23 protein-coding genes and 1 pseudogene are annotated in these 24,952 nt (G+C 61.8%); 14 read left to right on the top strand and 10 right to left on the bottom strand.

Going from position 1 to position 24,952, the window contains the following annotated elements:
- Window positions 1-18: 18 nt before the first annotated feature.
- Window positions 19-450: a rhodanese-like domain-containing protein gene (locus BLP65_RS15250; protein ID WP_092998951.1), complete on the bottom strand. Its 432-nt coding sequence runs from the start codon at window positions 448-450 to the stop codon at window positions 19-21.
- 119 nt (window positions 451-569) lie between these two features.
- Between BLP65_RS15250 and BLP65_RS15245 the strand changes: the two genes are divergently transcribed.
- Window positions 570-1,352, top strand: a complete 783-nt coding sequence (locus tag BLP65_RS15245; RefSeq protein WP_092998949.1) for a tRNA 2-thiocytidine biosynthesis TtcA family protein — start codon at window positions 570-572, stop codon at window positions 1,350-1,352.
- Entirely contained in the window at window positions 1,352-2,266 is a 915-nt protein-coding gene (locus tag BLP65_RS15240) for a lysophospholipid acyltransferase family protein (RefSeq protein WP_092998947.1), read from the top strand. The genes BLP65_RS15245 and BLP65_RS15240 overlap by 1 nt, the downstream gene beginning before the upstream one ends.
- A gap of 37 nt (window positions 2,267-2,303) precedes the next feature.
- Here BLP65_RS15240 and BLP65_RS15235 read toward each other — a convergent pair whose 3' ends face one another.
- Window positions 2,304-3,182, bottom strand: a complete 879-nt coding sequence (locus BLP65_RS15235) for a fructosamine kinase family protein (protein ID WP_092998945.1) — start codon at window positions 3,180-3,182, stop codon at window positions 2,304-2,306.
- Between the two features lie 337 nt (window positions 3,183-3,519).
- Here BLP65_RS15235 and BLP65_RS15230 point away from each other — a divergent pair, with 337 nt between their 5' ends.
- The 5 genes from BLP65_RS15230 (at window position 3,520) to BLP65_RS15210 (ending at window position 10,190) form a co-directional block, all read left to right on the top strand.
- The gene (locus BLP65_RS15230; protein WP_092998943.1) at window positions 3,520-4,080 is read left to right on the top strand and encodes a pyridoxamine 5'-phosphate oxidase family protein; all 561 of its coding nucleotides are present in this window, start codon (window positions 3,520-3,522) and stop codon (window positions 4,078-4,080) included.
- Window positions 4,081-4,555: 475 nt separating this feature from the next.
- The gene (locus tag BLP65_RS15225) at window positions 4,556-6,763 is read left to right on the top strand and encodes a primosomal protein N' (protein WP_175452615.1); all 2,208 of its coding nucleotides are present in this window, start codon (window positions 4,556-4,558) and stop codon (window positions 6,761-6,763) included.
- A 249-nt stretch (window positions 6,764-7,012) separates the two neighbouring features.
- Window positions 7,013-8,770: an arginine--tRNA ligase gene (gene argS, locus BLP65_RS15220; protein ID WP_092998939.1), complete on the top strand. Its 1,758-nt coding sequence runs from the start codon at window positions 7,013-7,015 to the stop codon at window positions 8,768-8,770.
- Window positions 8,771-8,776: 6 nt separating this feature from the next.
- On the top strand, window positions 8,777-9,349 hold the full coding sequence (locus tag BLP65_RS15215; RefSeq protein WP_092998937.1) for an SPOR domain-containing protein: 573 nt from the start codon (window positions 8,777-8,779) through the stop codon (window positions 9,347-9,349).
- A gap of 157 nt (window positions 9,350-9,506) precedes the next feature.
- On the top strand, window positions 9,507-10,190 hold the full coding sequence (locus BLP65_RS15210) for a zinc metallopeptidase (RefSeq protein ID WP_092998935.1): 684 nt from the start codon (window positions 9,507-9,509) through the stop codon (window positions 10,188-10,190).
- Window positions 10,191-10,463: 273 nt separating this feature from the next.
- Here the strand turns inward: BLP65_RS15210 and speA are convergent, their stop codons facing one another.
- The gene (speA, locus tag BLP65_RS15205; protein ID WP_092998933.1) at window positions 10,464-12,347 is read right to left on the bottom strand and encodes a biosynthetic arginine decarboxylase; all 1,884 of its coding nucleotides are present in this window, start codon (window positions 12,345-12,347) and stop codon (window positions 10,464-10,466) included.
- Between the two features lie 315 nt (window positions 12,348-12,662).
- Between speA and speE the strand changes: the two genes are divergently transcribed.
- Window positions 12,663-13,529 carry a polyamine aminopropyltransferase gene (gene speE, locus BLP65_RS15200; RefSeq protein WP_092998931.1) on the top strand — a complete coding sequence of 289 codons (867 nt, stop codon included), beginning with the start codon at window positions 12,663-12,665 and terminating at the stop codon, window positions 13,527-13,529.
- A 4-nt stretch (window positions 13,530-13,533) separates the two neighbouring features.
- Here the strand turns inward: speE and BLP65_RS15195 are convergent, their stop codons facing one another.
- Together BLP65_RS15195 and BLP65_RS15190 are read right to left on the bottom strand one after the other, a co-directional pair.
- Window positions 13,534-13,974, bottom strand: a complete 441-nt coding sequence (locus BLP65_RS15195) for a Spy/CpxP family protein refolding chaperone (RefSeq protein ID WP_092998929.1) — start codon at window positions 13,972-13,974, stop codon at window positions 13,534-13,536.
- 38 nt (window positions 13,975-14,012) lie between these two features.
- Complete coding sequence (locus tag BLP65_RS15190; protein ID WP_175452614.1) at window positions 14,013-15,899, bottom strand: TonB-dependent receptor plug domain-containing protein; 1,887 nt, start codon at window positions 15,897-15,899, stop codon at window positions 14,013-14,015.
- Between the two features lie 265 nt (window positions 15,900-16,164).
- Here BLP65_RS15190 and BLP65_RS15185 point away from each other — a divergent pair, with 265 nt between their 5' ends.
- From BLP65_RS15185 to BLP65_RS15175, 3 genes and pseudogenes are all read left to right on the top strand, one after another.
- Window positions 16,165-16,908 (top strand): response regulator, encoded by a 744-nt coding sequence (locus BLP65_RS15185; RefSeq protein ID WP_092998925.1) that lies wholly within the window; start codon window positions 16,165-16,167, stop codon window positions 16,906-16,908.
- A complete protein-coding gene (locus BLP65_RS15180; RefSeq protein WP_092998923.1) occupies window positions 16,905-18,242 on the top strand; it encodes an ATP-binding protein in 1,338 nt (445 codons plus the stop codon). Before BLP65_RS15185 ends, BLP65_RS15180 begins: the two co-directional genes overlap by 4 nt.
- A 112-nt stretch (window positions 18,243-18,354) precedes the next feature.
- Window positions 18,355-18,693 (top strand): annotated as a pseudogene (locus tag BLP65_RS15175) (spermine/spermidine synthase domain-containing protein); the annotation flags it as partial.
- A 29-nt stretch (window positions 18,694-18,722) separates the two neighbouring features.
- Here BLP65_RS15175 and BLP65_RS15170 read toward each other — a convergent pair.
- The gene (locus BLP65_RS15170; protein WP_092998919.1) at window positions 18,723-19,520 is read right to left on the bottom strand and encodes an ABC transporter permease; all 798 of its coding nucleotides are present in this window, start codon (window positions 19,518-19,520) and stop codon (window positions 18,723-18,725) included.
- Window positions 19,517-20,068: an ABC transporter ATP-binding protein gene (locus BLP65_RS15165; protein WP_317623062.1), complete on the bottom strand. Its 552-nt coding sequence runs from the start codon at window positions 20,066-20,068 to the stop codon at window positions 19,517-19,519. The genes BLP65_RS15170 and BLP65_RS15165 overlap by 4 nt, the downstream gene beginning before the upstream one ends.
- An 829-nt stretch (window positions 20,069-20,897) precedes the next feature.
- Between BLP65_RS15165 and BLP65_RS15160 the strand changes: the two genes are divergently transcribed.
- Entirely contained in the window at window positions 20,898-21,206 is a 309-nt protein-coding gene (locus BLP65_RS15160; RefSeq protein ID WP_245688374.1) for a CDGSH iron-sulfur domain-containing protein, read from the top strand.
- 285 nt (window positions 21,207-21,491) lie between these two features.
- Here BLP65_RS15160 and BLP65_RS15155 read toward each other — a convergent pair whose 3' ends face one another.
- The 3 genes from BLP65_RS15155 to BLP65_RS15145 are packed head-to-tail and all read right to left on the bottom strand — an operon-like array spanning window position 21,492 to window position 23,805.
- Window positions 21,492-22,739 carry an ammonium transporter gene (locus tag BLP65_RS15155; RefSeq protein ID WP_092998913.1) on the bottom strand — a complete coding sequence of 416 codons (1,248 nt, stop codon included), beginning with the start codon at window positions 22,737-22,739 and terminating at the stop codon, window positions 21,492-21,494.
- Window positions 22,740-22,752: 13 nt separating this feature from the next.
- Entirely contained in the window at window positions 22,753-23,091 is a 339-nt protein-coding gene (gene glnK / locus BLP65_RS15150; RefSeq protein WP_092998911.1) for a P-II family nitrogen regulator, read from the bottom strand.
- 45 nt (window positions 23,092-23,136) lie between these two features.
- Window positions 23,137-23,805 carry a TorF family putative porin gene (locus BLP65_RS15145; protein ID WP_092998909.1) on the bottom strand — a complete coding sequence of 223 codons (669 nt, stop codon included), beginning with the start codon at window positions 23,803-23,805 and terminating at the stop codon, window positions 23,137-23,139.
- A gap of 335 nt (window positions 23,806-24,140) precedes the next feature.
- On the opposite strand from BLP65_RS15145, the gene ubiK reads away from it, so the two are divergent.
- Together ubiK and BLP65_RS15135 are read left to right on the top strand one after the other, a co-directional pair.
- Window positions 24,141-24,407 carry a ubiquinone biosynthesis accessory factor UbiK gene (gene ubiK / locus BLP65_RS15140; protein ID WP_092998907.1) on the top strand — a complete coding sequence of 89 codons (267 nt, stop codon included), beginning with the start codon at window positions 24,141-24,143 and terminating at the stop codon, window positions 24,405-24,407.
- Window positions 24,408-24,474: 67 nt separating this feature from the next.
- On the top strand, window positions 24,475-24,870 hold the full coding sequence (locus tag BLP65_RS15135; RefSeq protein ID WP_092998905.1) for a DoxX family protein: 396 nt from the start codon (window positions 24,475-24,477) through the stop codon (window positions 24,868-24,870).
- Window positions 24,871-24,952 lie beyond the last annotated feature (82 nt).

Here is a 24,952-nt window from a genome sequence, read left to right as displayed (position 1 = left end):
CTCATTTGGAACGCTGATTTAGCACTGCTCCCACGGCAGTCCATCGTAGCGCCAGCCGGCGAGCGTGCCGCGGTGATGGTTGTCGTCGAGATCGCCCTCGAACCCGTCAAGGACGTTGTAGACATCCTGGAACCCAGCGTCGATCAGGGCCTTGCCGGCCTCGACCGAACGCTTGCCGCTGCGGCAGATCAATACAATCGGGGCACAGCCGCCGACCTCGTCGTCGCAGATCACACCACCCAGCATCAGTTCGCGGATCTGGCGGACAAACTTCGGATTGACGTCCCAGTCCGGCTCATCGATCCAGGGGATGTGCACCGCACCCCGGGGATGGCCGACGAAAAGAAATTCCATATTGGAACGGACGTCAATCAGAACCGCGCGCGGATTCTTTTGCAGGAGTTCAAAGCTTTCGCGAGGAGTGAGGTGTCTGAGTACCGGTTGGGCCATCGAGGGACTCCTGAGAATTTCACTGGGAATAGGTACTCGACACCTCCACTCGGGTCGAGGTTCAACCAATCGGAAAGCGCATTCTCTGCTTTGTCCCGTCTGTTGTAGAATCGCGCACCATGGATAAACCACTCAAGCCACCTAAAGGGCTGTTACGCCCCGTCGGCCGGGCCATTGCCGACTACGGAATGATTCGCGACGGGGACCGGGTCCTGCTGGGCCTCTCCGGCGGCAAGGACTCCTTGTCACTGCTGCAAATCCTGCTGCATCTGCAGCGACATGCGCCTATCCGCTTCGAAGTAGGGGCGATAACGGTCGATCCGCAGATACCCGGATTCGACCCCTCTCCGCTCAAGCCCTATCTCGAGGGGCTTGGCGTCCCCTACTTCTACAACAGCCAGCCCATCGCCAGGGAAGCGGAGAAGTATCAGGACGAGAAGAGCTTCTCCTTCTGCGCCTTCTGCGCCCGGATGAAACGGGGCACGATCTACAGCACCGCGCGCAGCGAGGGCTACAATGTCATCGCCCTGGCCCAGCATCTGGACGATCTAGCCGAGAGCTTTTTGATGTCCGCCTTCCACCGGGGTCAACTGCGCACCATGAAGGCCCACTACGTCAATGACGTTGGTGACCTGCGCATCATCCGGCCGCTGGTCTATGCACGGGAGCGGCAAACCGCCGCCTTTGCACAAAGCGCCGAGTTGCCGGTGATCCCGGACAACTGTCCCGCCTGTTTCGCCATGCCGACCGAGCGCGAACACATGAAGCAGCTACTGCTTTCGGAAGAGCAGCGCTACAAGCACCTGTTCAAGAACCTGCTCACCGCCATGCGGCCGCTTATGACCGAAAACTCTCCGGGCGGGGCGCCGGACGAGGTCGCAAAAACCGGGGACGGGACGTAATGACCGGTTGCGCCGCAAAGAGCGGCTGGCTCGGCATTCTAATGCGAGCCTTTGCCGCTCTCCCCCTGCCGATGGCCCACGCCGCCGGCGCACTACTGGGCCGGCTGGCCGGGCTGTTCCCGAACCGCAATCGTGATGTCACCCGCCGCAACCTGGAACTCTGCCTGCCCGATCTGTCACCGCGCGAGCGGCGTCGCCTGGAGCACCGCAGCCTGATCGAAACCGGCAAGACCCTGGCCGAAGCGCCGCAGACCTGGTGCGGCGACCCGGAAAAGATCCTCTCCCGTGTCAGGGGCACCAGCGGCGAATCGGCGGTGCGGCAGGCACTCTCGGAGGGTCGCGGCGTGATCATTGCCGGACCCCACCTGGGCGCCTGGGAAATCATCGGGCTCTATCTGGGCGCCCATTACCCAATCACCAGTCTTTACCGTCCGCCGGACAGCCCCGCACTCGAAGAGCTGATGACAACCGGCCGCGAACGCACGGGCGCGCGTCTGGTGCCGACCGACGCCAAGGGAGTGCGTGCACTGCTCAAGCGGGTCTCCAAGGGGGAGATGGTGGGGATTCTTCCTGACCAGGACCCCGGTTACGAAGCGGGCGTATTCGCCCCCTTCTTCGGCATCCCGGCGCTCACCATGACCCTGGTCCCCAAACTGGCCGCCAGAAGCCATGCACTGGTAGTGATCGGCTTCGCCGAACGCCTGCCGGAGGGTAGCTACCACATCCACTTCGTTCCGGTGGGAGACGCCATCTACGATCCGGACCCCGCTCTCTCCGCCACCGCACTCAACCACGCGGTCGAACAGGCGGTACAGCGCTGTCCCGAACAGTACCAGTGGAGCTACAAGCGCTTCCGCCGCCGCCCCGAAGGCGAGCCACGTTTGTATGACCGCAGGACGCCCTCTCACCACTGAGCACACGAAGGGGACTCCGTGTGCTTAGTGGTGTCTGTTATCGCAGTTCGCTCAGCAATCTTCCGACCATGCGATCGGCCTGGGCGGCGTAACCGCCACCAAACAGATTGAAATGGTTGAGGATGTGGTAGAGGTTGTAGAGGGTCCTGCGTACCCCATACCCCTCATCCACCGGCCAAGCGGCATTATACGCATCATAGAAGCGGGCGCCGGGACCACCGAACAGTTCGGTCATGGCCAGATCCGCCTCGCGATCGCCGTAGTAGGTGGCAGGGTCGAAAATCACCGGGTCACCCGCGCTGGTCGACGCCCAGTTGCCGCCCCACAAATCACCATGGAGCAGTGACGGGACCGGCGTATAGCGGTCGAACAGTGCCGGAAAGCACTCCATTAACTCCTCGCCCCGACTCACCAGAGATTTCGCTGCGCCGTTGCGCGCGGCCAGTTCCAGCTGGAACCCGAGACGCCGGTCGCGCCAGAAGCGGATCCAGTCATCCATCCACCCATTGGGTTGCGCGGTGGAGCCGATGGTATTGTCCCGATGCCAGCCGAAACGATCCGCGCAGGACCGATGCATCGCCGCCAGCTCCCGTCCGAAGCGCTCCGGCGGGACGCTGCCGCCCATCTCCAGGTGCTCGAGCACCAGGTAGGCCTGTCCGCCGGCGCTACCCCAACAAACCGGCCGCGGCACACGGATGGTGCCGGTGGCAGCCATGGCCTCAAGACCCTCGGCCTCGGCCTCGAACATCCAGGCAAGTGACGCGTCATTGCTCTTCACGAAAAAGCTGCGGCCGCCGCCACTCACCCAATAGACACTGTTGATGCAGCCCCCGCCCAGGTTGCGGGTAGAATCCACCGCAAAGGGCTCGCTGGTGGCCTCTCCGATCTGCTGTGCAATGGCATCCCACATCGCCATCATTATCCTCCTTTCCACAGGTTGTCGATTCTACGGGATCCCGGGGCCGGATCATGCGCGGGAGATTATACGACTCCAAACCAATGAAGAACTGGTAACCACGGGGACCACGGGGTAAAACAGGTTGGTCGGTTGTTTTTTCTCCCCGTGCACCCCGTGTTCCCCGTGGTTCGAAAATTCAAGGGATGAATCATTTCAGGAGCATTCCCCCTCCTGCACAACACAAGTCAATGATGACGTAACCACGCACATGCTGCGATTTTACGAACGGTATGGTTGTTTTCCTGCGATTTGCGTTTACTCTTGGTTCTTTTCGTCCGGCTTGAATGAGGACTCGATGGCCAAACTCTACCCCGAAATCGATACTGAAATGGCGGCCTGGATCGAGGCCCAGCCCCTGTTTTTCAATGCCACAGCGCCGCTGTCCGAAGAGGGGCACATCAATCTCTCTCCCCGCGGCCTGGATACGTTGCGCGTCCTTGGTCCACGCGAGGTCGTCTACCTGGATCTGACCGGCAGTGGGAATGAAACCGCCGCTCACTTGGGCGAGAACGGCCGCATTACGCTGATGTTTTGCGCATTTTCCGGCAAACCGAAAATCCTGCGGCTCTACGGCCGAGGCATGGTAGTGACACCGGAAGAGCCGGAATGGGACTCGCTACGCTGCCTGTTTCCCGCCAGCATCAAGGGAGAGCGACAGATCGTCCGGGTCGATGTGCGCCGTATCCAGAGCTCCTGCGGCTTCGGCGTCCCGCTCATGGAGTACAAGGGTCAGCGCGACGAACTGATGGCCTGGACCGAGAAAAAGGGACCGGAAGGGATCAAGGAATACCACGCTCGCAAGAATGCCGTCAGCATCGACGGTCTACCCGCCCCCGGGATGGTTCAGGAGGATTGAGGTCTGGACGGACAGGCTCCTGGTGGTTCATGCGGAAGATAGTGTGGCACTCAGAGCCCCTGGGCATACACGATTTCCCGCATGTACCACCAGCCCATCGGATTTCGGGGCGCTCTAACATAAACCCGAATCCGATAACAACCACTTTTTGAAACTTTATACACAATCGAAAGCCTGGCTCTGGTGCGGGAGTGGCGGATCCTGAGCACACTCCATAAGTTCGCACTGAATTACTATAAATAATTGTTTAAAAAGAACTTTTTCTATTGGTTGTTTTGTGCGCAATCTAACCCATGCGTAACAATGATGCGGGTCACGGGACGTTTTTCCCAATCTGTCCACAAAGTTATCCACAGGATTTGTGGATAATTCCACTACTTTTGGAAAGACAGATAGTTAGGTCATTTTCCGGAGATTCGATCTCAATTGTCACCGTAAAACGGCCTGTTTCACTACCGGATGTTAGAGACCCTTGATGCCTGAACCCGTACTTCGAATCGCCGTCCCCTCCCCTTTGCGACGCGTGTTCGACTACCTGCCGCCCGGGGGGGCCGCCCTTGAGACGATAATCCCGGGGCAGCGGGTTCGGGTCCCGTTCGGCAAGCGCCAGGTGGTCGGCGTTCTGGTCGAGGTCGTCGACCACACCGATGTTCCCGCCGGGCGCTTGAAACGGGTCACCGAGTGCCTGGACCGGGAGCCGCTCTGGAGTGACACCGAAAGACGCCTGCTGGACTGGGCGGTGGACTACTACCACCACCCTCCGGGAGAGGTGTACCAGACTGCGCTCCCGGTACTGCTCCGCCAGGGGCGTGTCGCGCATGCGACCGGCATCCAGCGCTACCGGGCCAGTGAGGCGGGTCTTGCTCAAGCGGAGGGAGAGCCACGGCGGGCCCCCAAACAGGCGGCGCTACTCGATAGGCTGCGCAAGACACCCGAAGGCCTGACTGCCGAGGCGCTGACGGCTGAATTCGACACCTGGCGCCCGGCGCTGGCCCGCCTGCAGGAGCGGGGCTGGGTGGAGAGTCTGGAGGGACCCTGCCTCCCTGCACCGCAGGCGGACCCCGAAGGTGAGCGGCCCCTGTTGAACCCGCCTCAGGAGGCGGCGATCGCTGCGGTAGCCGACCACGGCGAGGGTTTCGGCGCCTTTCTGGTCGACGGCGTCACCGGCAGCGGCAAGACCGAGGTCTATCTGGGGATGATCGAGCGGACCCTCGCCGCCGGCCGGCAGGCTTTGGTGCTGGTACCGGAGATCGGCCTGACCCCGCAGCTTATCGATCGTTTCCGGAGGCGTTTCCCGGTTCCCATCGCCGTCCTCCACTCGGGACTCTCCGATGGTGAACGGCTGTGCGCATGGCTGGCGGCCCGAGACGGCAACGCCCCCGTGGTCATCGGCACCCGTTCAGCAGTGTTCACCCCCATGGCCGACCTGGGCATCATCGTGGTAGATGAGGAGCATGACCCCTCGTTCAAACAGCAGGACGGCTTCCGCTATTCCGGACGGGACGTGGCGGTGATGCGCGCCCGTCTCAGCAACGTTCCCGTGGTGCTCGGCTCGGCCACTCCATCGGTGGAGAGCCTGCACAATGCCCAACAGGGGCGTTACCGGCCGCTGGTGCTGCCGGAGAGGGCCGGGACAGCCCTGCATCCGGACCTGCACCTCATCGATATACGGCACAATCCGCTCACCGATGGCCTCTCCGAACCACTGCTCAAGGCCGCCGAGCGCCATATCGCGGCCGACGGGCAGGTGCTGATCTTCCTCAATCGGCGCGGTTACTCTCCAACACTGTTCTGTCGCGGTTGCCGCTGGCAGAGCAGTTGCGAGCGCTGCGATGCTCGCATGGTCTACTATGCGGGTGCACGGCGACTGCGCTGCCATCACTGCGGTGCCGATCGGCCGCTTCCGACCGAGTGCCCGGAGTGCGCCAGCGTGGACCTGGCGCCCGTGGGGCAAGGTACCGAACGGGTGGAAGAATCCCTGCGCGGCCGCTTTCCGGAGGTGGGACTGGTGCGCATCGATCGGGACAGCACCCGCCGCAAAGGGGCCATGGGCGATCTGCTGGACGAGGTGCGGGGCGGCCGTGCACGAATCCTGGTCGGCACCCAGATGCTGGCCAAGGGCCATCACTTTCCAGAAGTGACCCTGGTGGGCATCGTCGGTGCCGATCAGGGCCTCTTCAGCGCCGATTTTCGCGCGGCCGAACGCATGGCACAGCTCATCATTCAGGTCGCCGGCCGCGCCGGTCGGGCCGAGCGCCCCGGCGAGGTACTGATCCAGACCGAGTTTCCCGAGCATCCGCTGCTCTCCGGGCTGGTCGAACACGACTACGGCCATCTGGCCCGAGGTCTACTCGATGAACGCCGTGACACCGGCTGGCCACCCTTTTCGCATCTGGCACTGCTGCGGGCCGAGGCGGTCGACCGCGACGCGCCGCTCGCCTTTCTGGAAGAGGCGCGCAGATTGGCCGTGGACTTCGGCCTGCCGGGGGTGGAGATTTGGGATCCGGTTCCGGCCCCGATGGAGAAGCGCGCCGGACGGGTCAGGGCCCAGCTGCTGCTGCAGTCCGACCAGCGCTCCACTCTGCATCGCCTGCTCGCCGGCTGGACGCCGCAGCTGGAGGGTCTGAAAACCGGACGGCGCGTCCGCTGGTCGCTTGACGTGGATCCCGGCGAGATGTTTTGAGCCCCACGGGAATACGCCTCCGTTTTTTCGGTGGAGGGCCGCCCCCGGGGCAAAGTCCCGTGGAAAACCGCCGCGGGGGCGCCTTCCTAACGGTCAGTAAGTTGCCCTCGCTCACGGAATGGCAATTTGCAGCAGCCCGCGGTGGATACCCACTGCAAGATGCAAGATAATAAGGGGCTTCACGCGACGGGCGCCGTCGCGGCTGCTAATTTCCATCCTGCACCTTATCACCGGTATTGATTTAGCCTGATGAAACATCACCTCGAGGACCTGGTCCGTACAGCACTGGAGCGCCTGCGCCAAGATGGCGAACTCGAATGCGCAGTGCCCAACTTCACCATCGAGCGCACCCGCGACAAGAAGTTTGGCGATTTCGCCGCCAACGCGGCCATGCTTCTGGCAAAACCGGCGCGGCGCAAACCGCGCGACATTGCGGAACTGATCATCAATCGCCTCCCCTCTTCGGATCAGGTCGCCAATGTAGAGATCGCCGGGCCGGGTTTCATCAATTTCCACATGACCCCGACCGCCTTTCAGGCCGTGGTCGGCCAGGTATTCGAGGCCGGCGAAGCCTTCGGCCGTTCGACCATCGGCAATGGCAAGCGGGTACAGGTGGAGTTCGTCTCGGCCAATCCCACAGGCCCGTTGCACGTGGGCCACGGCCGCGGCGCCGCCTACGGCGCCACCGTAGCCGACCTGCTCGCCGCTGCCGGCTTCGAGGTGCATCGCGAATATTACGTGAACGACGCGGGTCGCCAGATGGACATTCTCGGCACCAGTGTCTGGCTGCGCTATCTGGAGCTCTGCGGCGAAGAGCTGGTCTTCCCGTCCAATGGCTACAAGGGCGATTACATCTGGGATATCGCCGCATCCATCCACCGGGACCACGGGGATGCCTTCCGCCATCCCGCTACAGCCGTGTTCGAGGGAGTAGCGGCGGATGAGCCGGCCGGTGGCGACAAGGAGGCGCATATCGACGGCCTGGTAAGCAAGGCCAGGACCCTGCTGGGGGAAAAGAACTACCAGACAATCTTCGATACGGCACTCGATGCCATCCTTGGCGATATTCGCCGTGACCTCGAGGAGTTCGGCGTTGCCTACGAGAAGTGGTTCTCCGAGCGCTCCCTGGTGGAGTCGGGCAAGGTGGATGCCGCCATCGAACGGCTGACGAACTCGGGACACCTCTACGAGAAAGAGGGCGCCCTGTGGTTCCGCTCCACCGATTATGGCGACGAGAAGGACCGCGTGGTGGTGCGCGACAACGGTGTGAAGACCTACTTCGCCTCCGATATCGCCTACCACATGGACAAGCTCGAGCGCGGCTTCGAGCGGGTCATCGACGTCTGGGGTGCCGACCACCATGGCTACGTGCCGCGCGTGAAGGCGGCCATGGAGGCCATCGGCGACGATGCCTCGCTACTCGATGTGCTGCTGGTGCAGTTTGCCATCCTCTACCGGGGCGGCGAGAAGGCGCAGATGTCCACCCGCTCCGGCGAGTTCGTCACCCTTCGCGAGCTCCGTGAAGAGGTCGGCAACGATGCCGCTCGCTTCTTCTACGTAAGCCGCAAGTGCGAGCAGCATCTGGATTTCGACCTGGACCTGGCCAAATCCCAGTCCAATGACAATCCGGTGTACTACATTCAGTACGCCCATGCGCGGATCTGCTCGGTGATGCACCAGCTCAAGGAGAAGGGACTGTTCTACGACCAGCAGGCCGGGCTGCGCCATCTGCCGATGCTGAAGGAGGACCACGAGCAGGCCATTCTACAGACCGTCTCCCGCTATCCGGAGGTGGTCGAGGCGGCGGCCCTGGTCCATGAGCCGCATCAGCTCGCACACTATCTGCGGGAGCTGGCCAATGACTTCCACACCTATTACAACGCCCATCAGTTCCTGGTGGAAGAGAGCACGCTGCGGGATGCACGGCTGGCACTTATCCTGGCCGCGAAACAGGTCCTTGCCAATGGTCTTTCCCTGCTCGGCGTCTCTGCACCGGAAAGCATGTAGGCGACCATGACGCGCGACTACGCCAGAAAATCCCGCTCGAGGGCAAAAAAAAAGCCGATGGTGTCTCCCTGGCTGTGGATGACCACGACGGTGCTGATCGGCCTGTTCGTGGCCTTTCTGGTCTACATCAACACCGACCGTGCGGTGCCCGGGGGCGAAGCCGGTGCATCGGCACCGGTTGCGAAGCCGCGTCCGGCGCCTGTGACGAAACAGCCGCCCCCCCCCGCCGTGAAGGAGAAGGAAGAGGGGGTCCGCTTCGATTTCTACAGGCTCCTGCCCGAGTATGAGGTGATGATCCCGGAAGAGGACCTGCAGAAGCCGGAACTCAAGGAGACACCGCCGGGAAAATATCTGCTCCAGGCAGGCTCTTTCAGTACCGCGGATGATGCCGATACACGCCGGGCACAACTGGCACTGCTGGGCCTGGTCGCAAGAGTGCATACCGTGACCATCGACAACAAGGACACCTGGCACCGTGTGCAGCTGGGTCCCTTCGAAGATTTGAAAAAGCTCGATCAGGCGCGGAAGTTGTTGCAGAACAACGATATCGAGTTCTTGCTGCTCAAACACAGGAAGTGACGAACGGAAACCGTACGCTGTGTCCAAAGTAGTAAACACCGGGACTTTCAAGGGCGCCCGTGCCCGCAGACGGGCTTGCGGATGGCGGGCCTGGCAGAACGACACCGAAGGGTTCACCATGAATGGTGCGGGCTGACTGCTCGACGGATTCATCTCAATGCATATTGCGCTGTTTGTCTTGCTGCTGCTGGGGCTTCTGTTCGGCCCACAGCTTTGGGTGCGTTACATCTTCAAACGATACAGCGGGGAACGGCCAGACCTGTCCGGGACGGGCGGAGAGCTGGCGCAGCACCTCATCGACCGGTTTGAACTGACCGGCATTCGCCTGGACACTACCGATCAGGGCGATCATTACGACCCCGAGACCCGGACCGTCCGATTGACTCCCGGGATCTACAACGGGCGCAGCCTGACCGCGGTCGCCGTGGCCGCCCACGAGGTGGGACACGCCATCCAGCACTATCGGGGAGAGTCCCTGTTTGCCACCCGAAACCGCCTCGTCAAGCTGGCCCACACCGCACAGCGCGGCGGTGCCGCAGCCCTCATGGTGGTCCCGGTAGTTACGGCGTTGACCCGGGTCCCGGCCAGCGGCCTGCTGCTGTTTGGACTCGCCATGGCGAGCCTTGGTAGTGCCGCAGTGGTCCACCTGGCAACCCTGCCGCTGGAGTGGGACGCAAGCTTCGGCAAGGCCATGCCAATCCTCGAGCGGGGCAAGTACCTCCAGGGGAAGGACCAGCGCTCTGTGCGTCGGGTGCTGCGCGCAGCGGCCTTCACCTACCTCGCCGCCTCGCTGGCCGGCCTGCTGAATGTCTGGCGCTGGTGGCGGCTGTTGAGGCGATAGCCGACCTTTGCAGGTCGGGGGTTTGGACCGTCGAAATGCCAGCAGGTGCAACGGTATCCCGCTCATGATGGGGTTCGCAGGCTCACCCCATCCTACGGTCCCCGGGCCGAGGCCAACAGGTGCAACGGTTCCTGCCCGGCTTTCCAGTTCCGGCGGGGTGGTTAGACACGCCTCCTCCGGGGCCGAGGTTTCGATCTTCGCAGGATGGGGTGAGCCCCGCGAACCCCATCGAACCGATGACGGCCTAAAGGCCGACCTACAGGCGGGGCGGCATCACTTCTCTTCCAGATAGGTGTAACCCTGCAGGCCCGCGGCCAGGGTGCCGAGAAACTCCTGGCGATACTGATCGCTGAGGTCGGCAGCGGCAATCTTCCGGCGGTAGGTCTGCATCAGGACCTCCGGATCAAACTCTACGTAGCGCAGCAGGTCATCGATACTGTCGCCCTGCGTGGCACCAACCAGTCGATACCCCCCGTCCGGGTCCTGTTCCACATTCACCGAATCGGTATCCCCGAACAGGTTGTGCATGTCCCCCAGGATCTCCTGATAGGCGCCTACGAGGAAAAAACCGAGCAGGTACTCCTCTCCGGTTTTCACCTCGTGCAGCGGCAGGCTGGCTTCGATCCCTTCACGATCGACGTAGGCGTCGATGCGGCCGTCCGAATCGCAGGTCAGGTCCTGGAGAATGCCGCGACGGGTAGGCTCCCGGTCATGCCAGTGCAGCGGCATGACCGGGAACACCTGACCGATTCCCCACACATCCGGCAGTGACTGGAACAGGGAGAAGTTGCAGAAATACTTGTCCGCCAGCTTTTCGTGGAGTTCGTCGATCACCTCGCGATGGGCACGGCGCTCGGGACTGAGCAGATCCAGCACCCGGCGGCAGATCGCAAAATAGAGCTGCTCGACCTCGGCCCGCTGTTTCAGGGTCAGCAGGCCGTGGGTAAACATCGACTGCGCCTCGCTCACCCAATGCACCGCGTCATGATAGACCTCCAGCGCCGAACGGGAATCGAGTCCCGAAAGGCCATTCCAGAGGTCATGCACAATCATCGGCGCATCGGCGGCCGGTGCCGCTCCCGGCGGACCATCCGGGGCCTGCTCCACATCGATGACATTGGTGACGAGGACCGCATGGTGCGCGGTCATGGCGCGGCCCGACTCGGTGATGATTGCCGGATGCGGCAGCTGCTGTTCGGCACAGACCTCCCACAGATTGCGGACAATGGCTCGCGCATATTCTTCGATGCTGTAATTCATCGAATAGAAACTGCGGGAACGGGTGCCCTCGTAATCGACACCCAGGCCACCGCCGACATCGACGCTTTCGATTGGCGCGCCGTAACGGCGCAGCTCCGCATAGAAGCGGGCCACCTCGCGCATACCGCGGTGGATATCCCGGATATTGGCGATCTGTGAACCGAGGTGAACGTGCACCAGCCGGAGGGAATCCAGCAGCTCGGCCTCTCGCAGCCGCGAGATCACCTCCAGTACCTGCAGCGACGAGAGTCCGAACTTGGCCTTTTCGCCGCCGGTGTTCTGCCAATTGCCCTTGCCGATGGAAGCCAGCCGCACCCGTACACCGAGCAGCGGCTGGATACCCAGCGCCCGGGACTCCTCGATGATCAGTCGCAGCTCGGAGAGCTTTTCGATGACGATATGCAGACGGTGACCAAGGGCCTTGCCGATCAATGCCAGCCGGATGTATTCGCGATCCTTGTAGCCGTTGCAGATGATCGTGCCGTCCCGGGGCGCCATGGCCAGCACCGCCATCAACTCCGGCTTGCTGCCCGCCTCCAGCCCGACCTGCCCGTCTCCCGCATGCAGGATCTCCTCGATGACCGCCCGCTGCTGGTTCACCTTGATGGGATAGACTGCGGTATAGCCACCCTGAAAGCCGTCCTCCTCCATCGCGCTAGCAAAGGCGCCAACCAGCGTGCGCACCCGGTCGTGCAGGATCCCGGCGAACCGCACCAGCACCGGAAAGGTGAGTCCGGCCGCGGACAATCCCTTGGCCAGCTCATGAAAATCGATGCCCCGGCCCGGATCACGCTCCGGATGGACACTGATATGACCGCGGTCACTGATATCGAAATAGCCATCACCCCAGTGAGCGATGTTGTAGCCGGTACGTGCCTGTTGGATGGTCCAGTTCATTAGAGCTGCCCGTTGCGCGTTGCGGTAATCGTAAAGAGATGAAAGCACAGTGGCTAGTGATGAGTGGCGAGTGGCGAGTGGTGAGGTTACTTCTCCACCAAGAGCCTATCCGAATAGACCGGCCCATCCAGCTCGGGCATCCTCGAGAATAGGTTCCATACTCTCTATTGCCGCCACATGTCGGCCTGCGTCACCCTAACGCTCCTAGCCACTAGCCACTCGCCACTCGCTACTCGCCACTGGTCGTCAGACTGGCCCCTTCGGGAGCGATCCGGTATCTTCCATCCGCCCCCGAAACGTACCGGAGAATGCGTCATGAACCGACTGGAAGGCAACTGGTGGAGCGAGCCCTGCGAGGAGCACGGTAGCGCTTTTTCGTTGAAGGTCAAAAGCAGACTCCACGAAGAGCAGACAGCTTTTCAGAAGATTGAAGTCTACGAGACGGAAAAGTTCGGCAACCTCATGGTTATCGACGGTTTCGTAATGCTCACCAGCCGCGACAATTTCCTTTATCACGAGATGATGAGCCATCCCGCACTTTACACCCATCCGGCCCCAAAACGGGTCCTGATTATCGGGGGAGGTGATTGCGGAACGCTCCGGGAAGTTCTGCGTCATTCGGAAGTCGAACGAGCACTGCAGGTGGATATCGACGAGGGCGTCACCCGTGCCGCCGAGAAATACTTTCCGGAATTGTGTGAGTCCAACGACGACCCGCGGGCCGAGCTGCACTTCGCCGATGGCATTCGCTGGGTCAAGGAGGCCGCACCGGGGAGCTATGACGTGATCATCGTCGATTCGACTGACCCCATTGGCCCGGCCGAGGGGCTGTTCGGCGAACCCTTCTACGGCGACTGCCATGCCGCCCTGGGCGAACACGGCCTGCTGGTCCAGCAGAGCGAATCCCCCCTGTACCACATGCGCCTGCTAGGCGAGATACACCGCTACATGCGCAAGGCGGGCTTTGCCGACAGCCACACCCTGCACTTTCCCCAGCCGGTCTACCCCTCGGGCTGGTGGAGCGCGACCCTGGCGCGCAAGGACGGCCCCATCGAAGGCTTCCGCGAGGCCGACGCCGCCAACCGCCCCTTCGCCACCCGCTACTACAGCCCCGAGGTGCACCAGGGGGCGCTGGCCCTGCCGCCGTTCATGAAGGAGGCCTTCGCCAACCTCCAGACGTAGGCGCTCAGCCGCCGTGCCCTTCATGACCGGCGATGGTACGATCGATAACCGCCTGCTGCTCGGGTGTCAGCTTGGCATAGAGCTGCTCCAGCGCATCAGCCATGGTGCGCATCATGGTCATACGCTTCTCCATCCGCTGGGCATTGTTGCGCAGGTTATCGTAGGCCGGCCCGCTGCTCGCGCCCGCGTTGCGCTGTGCCATCATGAAGCCCATCATCTCCGAACGACGAGCGTTGACCGTCGTGACAAACTCATCCCATGCGCCCCGCTGCGCCTCACTGAGTTGCAACTCCGCATCCAGGTTCATGAGCGTCATCATCGGCGGTTGCGTTCCGCCACCCGGGCCGGTCGGGCAGGTCTCGTTCGGCCCCATCGCCCAGGCACTTGCGCCGAACCACACACCGCCGGCAACAACCGCCGCCACTGTCCAAAGTCTTTTGTTCATAAATATCTCCTTTCGTGTTGTTAGATACTGTCTGATTGTCAGAAGCGACTGCGATAGCCGGTATAGAAGTAGCGAGCACCAGGATCAGACGGAGCGCCACCCGCCTGCATGTTATCCGGCACCGTCTCGTCAAACAGGTTGTCGATGCCGAAGAAGAGTCCGTGCTGGCGCGATAGCTGGTAGTCGAGACGGAAATCGACGCTGGTGAAATTGCTATAGTAGGAATCCAGACTTGAGATGCCGTCGTTGCCCAGATAGTCGTGGGTGTGATTGACACGCAGGCGGTAAGTCGTCGGTCCAAAACGCACACTGCCATCCAGCTTCGCCGTCAGATCGGCCCGATGGTCCAGCGGCTCACCGATATCGGCATCCTCAGCATCGAGATACTCTACCGAACCGTTGATCTGCCAGGTCCCAGCCGGGCGGAATCGCCAGCTCAGCTCTATGCCATCAATCTCGGCACTATCGATGTTCTGAAACGACTCGATCCGCCGCGGCGTCGGCTTGACGAAGTATTTCTGGATCAGATCGTCGACCTCAGTCCGGTAGACCACCAGCTCGATATTACCCCGGCCAAAGCGGCGGGCCAGCGCCGCCTCCACCGTGCGCGAGGTCTCGGCGTCAAGATCGGGATTACCGATGCGGTCTTTTTGTGCAAGTGAGTAGTCGGCATAGAGTTCCATCATGGTCGGCGCACGGAACGCCTCACCGTAACCGGCCCGCAGAGTCCAGGGACCGGGACGCCACGCCAAGGAGAGGTTCGGGCTGGTGGCATTGCCGAAATCGCTGTAGTCGTCGTAGCGGGCACCGACGGTCAGATCGACCTGCTCCAGCATCGCCCACTGGTCCTGAAAAAAGGCGCTGTTGACCTCGCGATCTTCGCTACCCGCAATCGCTGTCGAATCGAACTCTTCACCGACAAAGCCGTAACCCACATTGGTTGTATGGGCGCTGGTCGGCCAGAAAGTGTACTGTAACTGCACCTCATCCTTGGTGGAGGTGGTGTCATCGGGGTTCGAGGTTCCCTTATCTGAGGTAGAGTCGGAAACACCATGCCCGAAGTCCAGTGCGGCGACCCCCTCAGCGACCAGCGCCTCATAGCCGAGCGAAAGGTGGTGGCGCTCCTCAGTCTCAATCATATCGACCGGATTACCCCGGGTGTCGAGCCCGACTCCTTCGTCATCCTGCTCGGCATACTCGATACCCCAGTGCACCTCGTCCGAGTCATTCAGGGCATAGCGACCGCGGTAGGCGACACTCTGGCGCTCCTCCTCACGCTGGTCGGTATCAGGGTTGTCCTCGTCCGTGCGGTAGTCCCCCCGGTTCTTGCCTTCGAAGCTCAGGCGGTGGCCGGCCCTGCCGGTGTTCCAGTTTAGATAGCCACCGAGGATCGCAGTTTCGCGCTGGTTGTCGTCGGTCGCTCCCAGGGTGAGGTCGAAGCCGTAGCGGGTACCTGCCTCCGGTTTGGCTGTGATGATATTGATCACCCCACCCATTGCATCGGAGCCGTAGAGGGCCGACATTGGCCCGCGCACGATCTCGATGCGCTCGATATCCTCGACCTGGATATTGGTGATCACACTCCCCGACGCCTTGTCGGTACGGCGCAGTCCATCGACCAGGATCAGGGTCTGGTCGGAATTCATACCGCGCAGCGAAACCCGAGTCTCGTTGCCCCGTTCGGCGATATCGACACCGGTCGCCGACTCCAAAATCTCGGTAACGCTGTCGCCGGAAAACGATTCTATCTGCGCGCGATCGATCACCTCGACCGAGGCGTTGACATCCTCCACCGCCTGCTCGGTGCGGGTGGCGGTCACCATAATGTTCGGCGCCTCGGCCACCTCTTCCTGCGCCTGTACCACGTCCCAGAGGGCAAGTAAAACGGCATGCGTGATAATTTTTCTCGCGTTTGTTTTTTTCATTCCACTATCCCCGGCCAATTCCCCCGAATATTTATTTCCTGCCATTTATCAGAATGACTATATTTTCCGGCCAAATGCCGCAACAACCCGGCAAATAACACAGCCAAAAAAGTTATGTGGTCACTAGGGACGCGATATAATCCTGATGCAACAAAACAAACTCAAACGGTTTTTGGTAACAATTTTTCACCAAGTGGGTGATTGTTAGTTTTTGTTACAAATTGATTGATAACGTGCTTGCGGCAGCTGTGTGGAGGAGGGAAATTTGGCGGAACAAGTCGATCATATCCTGGTCGTCGATGACGATGCGGAGGTCCGCCAACTGCTGAGCGACTATCTTTCGCGCAATGGCTACCGCACGAGCGTGGCCGCGGACGCCCACGCCATGCGCCAAGTTTTGCGCAAGACTCGCATCGATCTGCTGACCCTCGATCTGATGCTGCCCGACGAGGACGGCTTGAGTATCTGCCGCAATCTGCGTGGCAACAATACCTATATCGGAGCTGGCGACTTCCCGGTGATCATTCTCACTGCACGCGGTGATGCGGCCGACCGAATCCTCGGTCTGGAGATGGGCGCCGACGACTACCTGGCCAAACCCTTCGAGCCACGCGAACTGCTCGCACGCATCAAGGGCGTGCTACGCCGGGTGCGTGCCTTGCCGCCCGAAGAGTGCCCGGCTGCGCGGGCGGGCCGCATTCGTTTCGATCTATGGACACTGGACAACACCGGCCGCCACCTGGAATCGGCCAACGGCCTGGTAACGCCGCTGACCGGGGCAGAATACCGGTTGTTGGGCGTATTTCTCGAACACCCGCTGCGAGTACTCTCTCGGGACCAGATCATCGAGTTGCTGCGCGCCCGCGAAGGTCTGCCTTACGATCGCGGTATTGACATGACCATCAGCCGCCTGCGCCGCAGATTGGGTGACGATGCACGCAGCCCGCGCCTGCTGAAGACGGTTTGGGGTATCGGTTACATCCTGGCCGCCGAGGTCACCCACGAGTGAAGTTACGGCTGTGGCCGCGGGCCCTGTTCGCCCGTTTGGTATTGGTCTTAATCGGCACCCTTCTGGGCACCATCCTGTTCAGCCTCTACCTGCTCTCCCATGAACGCTTCGAATTGATGAAACAGGTCAACGGTTTTACTTTCATGCGGGAGATCGCCGATAGCGTACAACTGCTCGACCAGTTGTCGCCAAACCAACGCCAGCACCTGCTGTTAGTACTCGAACGGCCCTATCGCAGCATTGCACTGCGCACGGGCTCATACATTCCCACCAGTTCCCATACCGAGGCCACGGGCATGCACCCGAGCACCCTCAACGCCACGCTGGCCAATCAACTGGATGCCGGCCGGCGCTTCTGGATCCATACCGAATCCGATCTGTACGAAGTGCTGCTCGATGTGACCGTGGCGCTCAACGACGGCGGCTATGTCAGTTTCTCCCACCGCATCCCGCTTGAATTGGTCGGTTGGCCACGTCGCGTATTGAGCATGCTGGGCATCCTGGTTCTCAGCGTGGTCGTCTTCTCCCTGCTCGCCGTACACAGCCTGACCCGCCCCCTGACCACCCTCTCGCGCGCCGCCACCCGTCTTGGCCGCGACCTCAACCAGCCGCCCCTGCCCGAGCGGGGTGCACTGGAAGTGGTCCACGCCACGCACGCCTTCAACCGCATGCAGCATGAGCTCCAAAAATCGATCAGAGAGCGCACCCGCATCCTTGCCGCCATCTCGCACGATCTCAAGACTCCCATCACCCGCCTGCGCCTGCGCAGCGAATCGATCGCCGACCCGGAACTTCGTCAGCGCACCCAGCACGACCTCGAGGAGATAGAATCGATGATCCTGGCCACCATCGATTTCATGCACAGCGCCCAGGACAACGAAACACCCCGGCTCATCCACCTGCCGGCCCTGCTCGATACCTTGTGCGCCGAGGCCGAGGAACTTGGCCACTCAGTCAGTCTGGAGCAGTGCGAGGTCGCACAGATCCTGGCCCGTCCGCTGGCCATCAAGCGCTGTCTGGGTAATTTGATCGATAACGCGGCCCGCTACGGAGGACAGGCACGGCTGTTTGCCACCCACAACGCGGAGGAAATCCACATTACGGTCAGTGACGACGGGCCGGGACTTCCGGAAAGTGAATTGCAGAATGTATTCGAGCCGTTCTACCGGCTTGAACCTTCACGCAACCGCCGCACCGGCGGCAGCGGACTCGGCCTGGGGATCGCCCGAAATATCGCATGCGACCACGGCGGAGAGGTCCGCCTGCACAACCGGCCGGGCGGCGGCCTCGACGCCTGCCTCTGCCTGCCCGCCGTGGCCGCATTGTTGCAGTAGCGATTGACCGCCGCCTCGATCTCGGCGATGGCACACTTGGTACTCGGCGTCACTGAGGACCCGGCGCCGACCCTGCACATCGAGGTCGTAGAGCGGCGAGCGCACGATAGAGCGACTCGTTGAACGGGGCCTGGGAGAAGACGGGATTCTCGTGCAGCAGAGTGAGTCACCGCTGCTTCACATGCGGCTGCTAACGGAGATGCACAGAGCGATGCGAAATGCCGGCTTCCCGGATGTACGCACGCTGCAGTTTCCCCAGCCTGTCTACCCCAGCGGATGGTGGAGTGCGACACTCGCTGGCAAGGGCGCGGTGATGGACGAATTCCGGGAAGTGGATGCCCGCAAAAAGGCATTTCCAACTGCTTATTACAGCGCCGATATTCACAGGGCCGCCTTTGCACTGCCGCCCTTCATGCGGGAGGCATTCGAGGGAGTCCGGGTCAGGTCCTGACCCGATATCGGGCCTCCTGCCGCAACGGGTCAGCCGCTCTTCAAGCGGTCGAGGCGCAACCGCTCTCTTTCGTCGAACAGTCGACGCGCCCCGAGCCAGACTGCCACCAGGGTGCCGAATCCGGTGCCCCCGGCAATCAGGAACATAATCAAAATCTGGTACTTCACCGCCTCGATAGGGGGAGTACCCGAAAGGATTTGACCCGTCATCATTCCCGGCAGGCTGACGATGCCGGCCGCCGCCATGGCGTTCATGATGTTGATGAGGCCGGTGCGAATGCTCTCACGGCGAATGTCCTCGATGGCCTGTGCACCTGAATGGCCCAGCATCAGACGGGCTTCGATGACCCGGAACTGTGTCCAGGCACTGGAGGTAAGTCGATCCAGCCCGAGGGCAATGCCGTTCATGGTATTGCCGAGCAGCATCCCGAGAAGGGGAATGGCGTATTGGGGCTGATACCAGGGTTCGGTGCCGATCACCACCACCAGCGCCAGCACGGTCACGGTAAACGAGGAGACAAACATCGATAGTGTGCCGACACCATACCCCCACCAACCGGCAAAACGCTTTTTCTGTCGCGCCATGATTTCACGACCCGCTACCGAGAGCATGACCAGGCTGAGCAGCGCAATCCAACCAAGGTCGACATTGCGGAACAGGGCCTCCAGCACCAGTCCGATCAGCAGCAGCTGGATTACTGTGCGCGCCCCCGCGATCAGCAGACCCGAGCCCAGCCCCAAGTGCATGCGCCAGCTCAGAAAGGCCAGCGCCAGGATCAGCAGCGCCGCCAGGGAGAGATCCAGAGGCGAGAGGGAGATAATGGTCACAGGGGCACCTCACTCAGGCGTCCACCCTCGATGCGGAAATGGCGGTCGGCGACACGCCGGATCTGCTCCGGATCATGACTGACCCATAGCACCGGAGCGTGCTGCTCGCGACGGTACGCAGCAATCACCGTCTCGGCACGGGCCACGTTTTCGGGATCCAGGGCGGCGGTCGGCTCATCCAGCAACAGTGCAACCGGACCATTAGCCAGCAGGCGCAGCAGGGCCAGCCGCTGCCGTTCACCCGTGGAGAGGCGCTCCACCGCCCATCCGGCAGCTTGCGTATCGAAACCGAGCCGCTGCCAATGCTCCGGTTCGATTCGGCAGAAGTGATCACCCACCCGGTCATGCCACCACTGGCTCTCCGCCGGCAGGAGGCCGACCTGCGCGCGCCATTCGGACGGCGCAAAGGCATCAGCCGGCCTGCCGTCGAGCAAGACCTTCCCCTGATAGGGGTCCAGGTCCGCCACCGCCCGCAGCAACACCGTTTTCCCGGCACCGGAGGGACCCGAGAGGCAGACACACTCGCCGGGGGCCACCGTCAGATCAATGGCCTCGGTGCCGCGGGCCTTCAGCTGCTGGAGTTCAAGACGACTCAGGGGATTTCTCCGGTTGGATTCGGAGCCGATCCTAACGGATCAGACCTCGCTATAGGAGCCCGGCAACCTGCCCGTCCCTGGTAGGAGGGCCGCCCCCGGCGCGATGGCCGTGACGAAATCGCCGCGAGGGCGCGCCTCCTACCCGAGCCGAGGCTTCGATCTCCGCAGGATGGGGTGAGCCCCGCAAACCCCATCGAAAAACCACCGTATCGGATTCAATGATGGGGTTCGCAGGCTCACCCCATCCTACGGTTTCCGGTGAATGCCGGCAGGTGCAACCGTTTCCTGCGCGCGCCGTAACCCACCGCTAAATCCAGGCCTGCGACCTGCCCCTCCCTGGTAGGAGGGCCGCCCCCGGCGCGATGGCCGCGACGAAAATCGCCGCGGGGGCGCGCCTCCTACCGGGCTGAGGCTTCGATCTCCGCAGGATGGGGTGAGCCCCGCGAACCCCATCGAAAAACCACCGTATCGGATTCAATGATGGGGTTCGCAGGCTCACCCCATCCTACGGTTTCCGGTGAATGCCGGCAGGTGCAACCGTTTCCTGCGCGCGCCGTAACCCACCGCTAAATCCAGGCCTGCGACCTGCCCCTCCCTGGTAGGAGGGCCGCCCCCGGCGCGATGGCCGCGACGAAAATCGCCGCGGGGGCGCGCCTCCTACCGGGCTGAGGCTTCGATCTCCGCAGGATGGGGTGAGCCCCGCGAACCCCATCGAAAAACCACCGTATCCGACTCAATGATGGGGTTCGCAGGCTCACCCTATCCTACGGTGTTCGGGCGAATGTCACCCTGGAACATTCCTGAGCATTACGCTATGGTATTGGGCGTATTCAATAAACCAGGAGAACATCCGATGTCCGATCCCGTGGCCGCAAAAAAGGGTCCTTACGTCGTCGCCCTCAAAGCCGGCGATTACTTCTATTGCACCTGCGGCCGAAGCGCCAGCCAGCCGTTCTGCGACGGCTCCCACAAGGGCACCGGTTTCACTCCCAGGAAATTCACCATCGAAGAAGACCGCAAGGCAGGCCTGTGCGGCTGCCGGGCCAGCGGCAACCAGCCTTTTTGCGATGGTTCGCACAAGGATCTTTAACCACGGGGAGCACGGGGGACACAGGGTAACGAAAAAGCGGTGACCACAGAGATCACAGAGGCAGACAAGTGGTTCCTCGATTCACCGCCGCCGACCGTTGCTCTGAGTGGCGCACCATGGAAAATCCTTTATCAAAAGCGTTCCTCCGTGCCATCTGTGGTAATAAACTTTTCCACCCCGTGATCCCCGTGCACCCGTGGTTAAACCCAAAAAAAAAAGCGGGCACCTGTCGGTGCCCGCAATGCCGCTACTCGTGAAAGCAGGCTGCCAGGGTTTCCTTTCCCTCTATTTTCCGGGGCTAAATTCCGGGTAGGCCTCGAGGCCGCATTCGGAGAAGTCGACGCCCGTGTACTCATCCTCTTCGCTGACGCGGATCCCCATCACGGCCTTGAGAATCAGCCAGACCACGAAGCTGGCGCCGAAGACCCAGACGAAGATGGTGCCGGCGCCGATGAGCTGGCTGCCGATGGAGGCATCCGCGTTGGTCAGGGGTACGGCGAGGAGGCCCCACAGGCCGACCACGCCGTGGACAGAGATGGCGCCGACCGGGTCGTCGATCTTCAGCTTGTCGAGGGTGACGATGGAGAGCACCACCAACACGCCGCCGATACTGCCGATGAAGGTCGCGGCCAGGGCGCCCGGCGTCAACGGTTCGGCCGTGATCGCCACCAGCCCGGCCAAGGCCCCGTTAAGGGCCATGGTCAGGTCGGCCTTGCCGAACAGCAGGCGGGCGGCGACCAGGGCGACCACCACACCACCGGCAGCGGCCATGTTGGTGTTGACGAAGATCATTGATACGGCATTGGCTTCGGCCACGTTGGAGAGCATCAGTTCGGAACCACCGTTGAAGCCGAACCAGCCCATCCAGAGGATGAAGGTACCCAGGGTGGCCAGTGGCAGATTGGCACCGGGAATGGCGTTCACCTCGCCGTGTTCGCCGTACTTGCCCCGGCGCGCACCGAGCAGCAGGACACCCGCCAGAGCCGCCGCGGCGCCGGTCAGATGCACCACGCCGGAGCCGGCGAAGTCCAGAAAGCCAAGGCCGTCGAGGAAGCCGCCGCCCCATTTCCAGAAGCCCTGCACCGGATAGATGAAACCGGTCATCACCACCGCGAAGGCGAGAAAGGTCCACAGCTTCATGCGCTCCGCCACCGCGCCGGAGACAATGGACATGGCAGTGGCGACGAACACCACCTGGAAGAAGAAGTCGGACATGTTCGAGTAGTACGGCGCATCCTCACCACCGGCCAGCACCGCCTCGGTGGCGTTATCACCACCAAGCAGGAAGCTCAGGCCCGGAATCACCGAATTGATACCGTCGCCGTACATGATGTTGTAACCGACCAGCATGTACATGATGCTCGCGATGGCATACAGGGCGATATTCTTGGTGAGGATTTCGGCGGTATTCTTCGCACGCACAAGGCCGGCCTCGAGCATGGAAAAGCCGGCCGCCATCCACATGACCAGAACCCCCGACATCAGGAAATAGAAGGTGTCGAGCGCATAGGCCAACTCTTTTACAGCATCCATCATTCAATCCTCTTCACAGGGCTTCCGGACCGGCTTCACCGGTGCGGATGCGGACGGCCTGTTCGAGATCGGAGACGAATATCTTGCCGTCACCGATCTTGCCCGTATTGGCGGCACTGCTGACGGCCTCGATGACCTGGTCGACCAGGTCATCGCCCACCGCCGCCTCGACTTTCACCTTGGGCAGAAAGTCCACCACGTACTCCGCACCGCGATAGAGCTCGGTGTGGCCCTTCTGTCGTCCGAAACCCTTCACTTCGGTGACGGTGATCCCCTGCACGCCGATGTCCGACAGGGCCTCACGCACGTCATCCAGCTTGAAGGGCTTGATGATTGCGGTTACCAGTTTCATGAGTTTTCTCCTCGGTCGGTCCGCCGCAGCGGAGGGCGTCAGTGCTCAGAGGTCCAGGGACTTGTTCCAGGAGACGGAGACGCGCGGATCATCGAGGCTGCCCTCGTCCAGATCGGTCTTGTCCACGGCAAAGGTGAAGTCACCGAACTCCGCTGCGCTTTTGGTCAGGGCGAGCTGGAAGTGCGTGTAATCCTCGGCGTCGGCAGCATCAAAGTCGTATCGACCCGCCAGCACACCAACAAACAGGTCTTCCTTGAGCGGGATATCCCCGGAAAGGCTGTAGTAGAGGTCGCTATCGTCACCGCCGGCTTCGGAATCGACGGTATAGGCGACGGAACCGGTGACCGGCCCGAAGCCGAGACTCCCGTAGAGTTCGGTAAAATCGAGTTCGTCGTCTCCGATCGGATAGGCGTAGTGGATCGCCCCGAGGTCGTAGCCGATACTTCCGGCCTCGCCGCTGAAACCGGCATAGAGATCCAGCTCGTAGTTACCGCCGTCCAGATTGGAGGCCCATGTCCCGAGGTAGAAACCGGACGCGGCCTCGTAATCCAGGCCGCCGGAGATTGCCGCCTGATCGTCGGTCTGGGTCAGGCCGCGCCAGATGTAGTTGCTGGTGGCGCCGATATTGGCGGAGACCTCGGCCATGGCGACACCGCTGCCGAGGGCGACGGTGGCGACCGAAGCGGCGATCACTGTCTTTACCAACTTGCTCATTTTTCTCCTCCAGGAGTGATTTGTCTTCACCCTCCCTGTCTGCATCTGCCGTGCCATTTCGATGAAAATGCGAAAATACAAAGGGTTACACGGAGCGGGAGCTTATCGGCCGAGCCCCGCGCACCAAAGATGAGGGGGCGGCGAGCTCGACGCACTAAAACGGTGCGGAGAAGACGGGCAGGAAACGAATGACTTACACTCATGGTTCATGCGGAAAATAGTGTGACACCCAGTCCTGCGCTCCTGCGTCTTGCCGAGAGCGCTTGTGAGACCGGCTGAGCGTTACACTATTTTCCGCATGAACCACTATGTAAAAACCACAGGGGAAATGAGCGATGGATACCCGATTTATCGATGATCTGGCGCAGCGGCTGACACAAGCCCTGCCGCAGGGGGCCCGTGACCTGCAGAACGATCTGGAGAAGAATTTCCGCGCCGTGCTCCAATCCAGTTTCGCCAAACTGGACCTTGTGACCCGCGAGGAATTCGAGGTGCAGACACAGGTGCTGGCCAGGACCCGCAGCAAGCTGGAGGCCCTGGAAAAGCGCGTCGCAGAGATGGAAAACCCGGCTTCGAGCGAGTCCGGAGAGGCCGGCCAGTAAAAGGCCCCCAGCCTCTTCGCCCGCACCTTCAACTACGCTTGAAGAACAAGACATCAGAGGGATACCGATGCGGGACAATCTGAGCGACGACGTCGGCAAACTCCTACTCCGCCTGACCCTTGGAATCCTTATACTGCTGCACGGTATCGCGAAAATAACCGGCGGCATCACCCCGATCGAGCAGATGGCCGAGGGTGCAGGGCTACCCGGCTTCGTGGCCTACGGCACCTACCTCGGGGAGGTACTGGGGCCGATACTGCTATTGATCGGGTGGTATGCCCGGGTCGGCGCCGGGCTTATCGCCGTCAACATGCTGTTCGCCTTTGCTCTCGCCCACCGGCACGAGCTGCTGGACATGACCGATGTCGGCGGCTGGGCCCTCGAGCTGCAGGGCATGTTTCTGTTTACCGCCCTCGCACTTGTTCTGACCGGTCCGGGGCGGCTGAGCGTGAATCAACGCTAACGGGCGCAAACGACATGAAACCCCGACCCCTTGCTCGACCGGCCGGCGGGGCAAACCGCCGCACCTGCTTTTCACAAACCCC

Source organism: Thiohalomonas denitrificans, from assembly GCF_900102855.1.
GTDB classification, from domain to species: domain Bacteria; phylum Pseudomonadota; class Gammaproteobacteria; order Thiohalomonadales; family Thiohalomonadaceae; genus Thiohalomonas; species Thiohalomonas denitrificans.
Note: the sequence above shows the minus strand (reverse complement) of the source record. Positions and strands in the feature narration are given on the sequence as shown.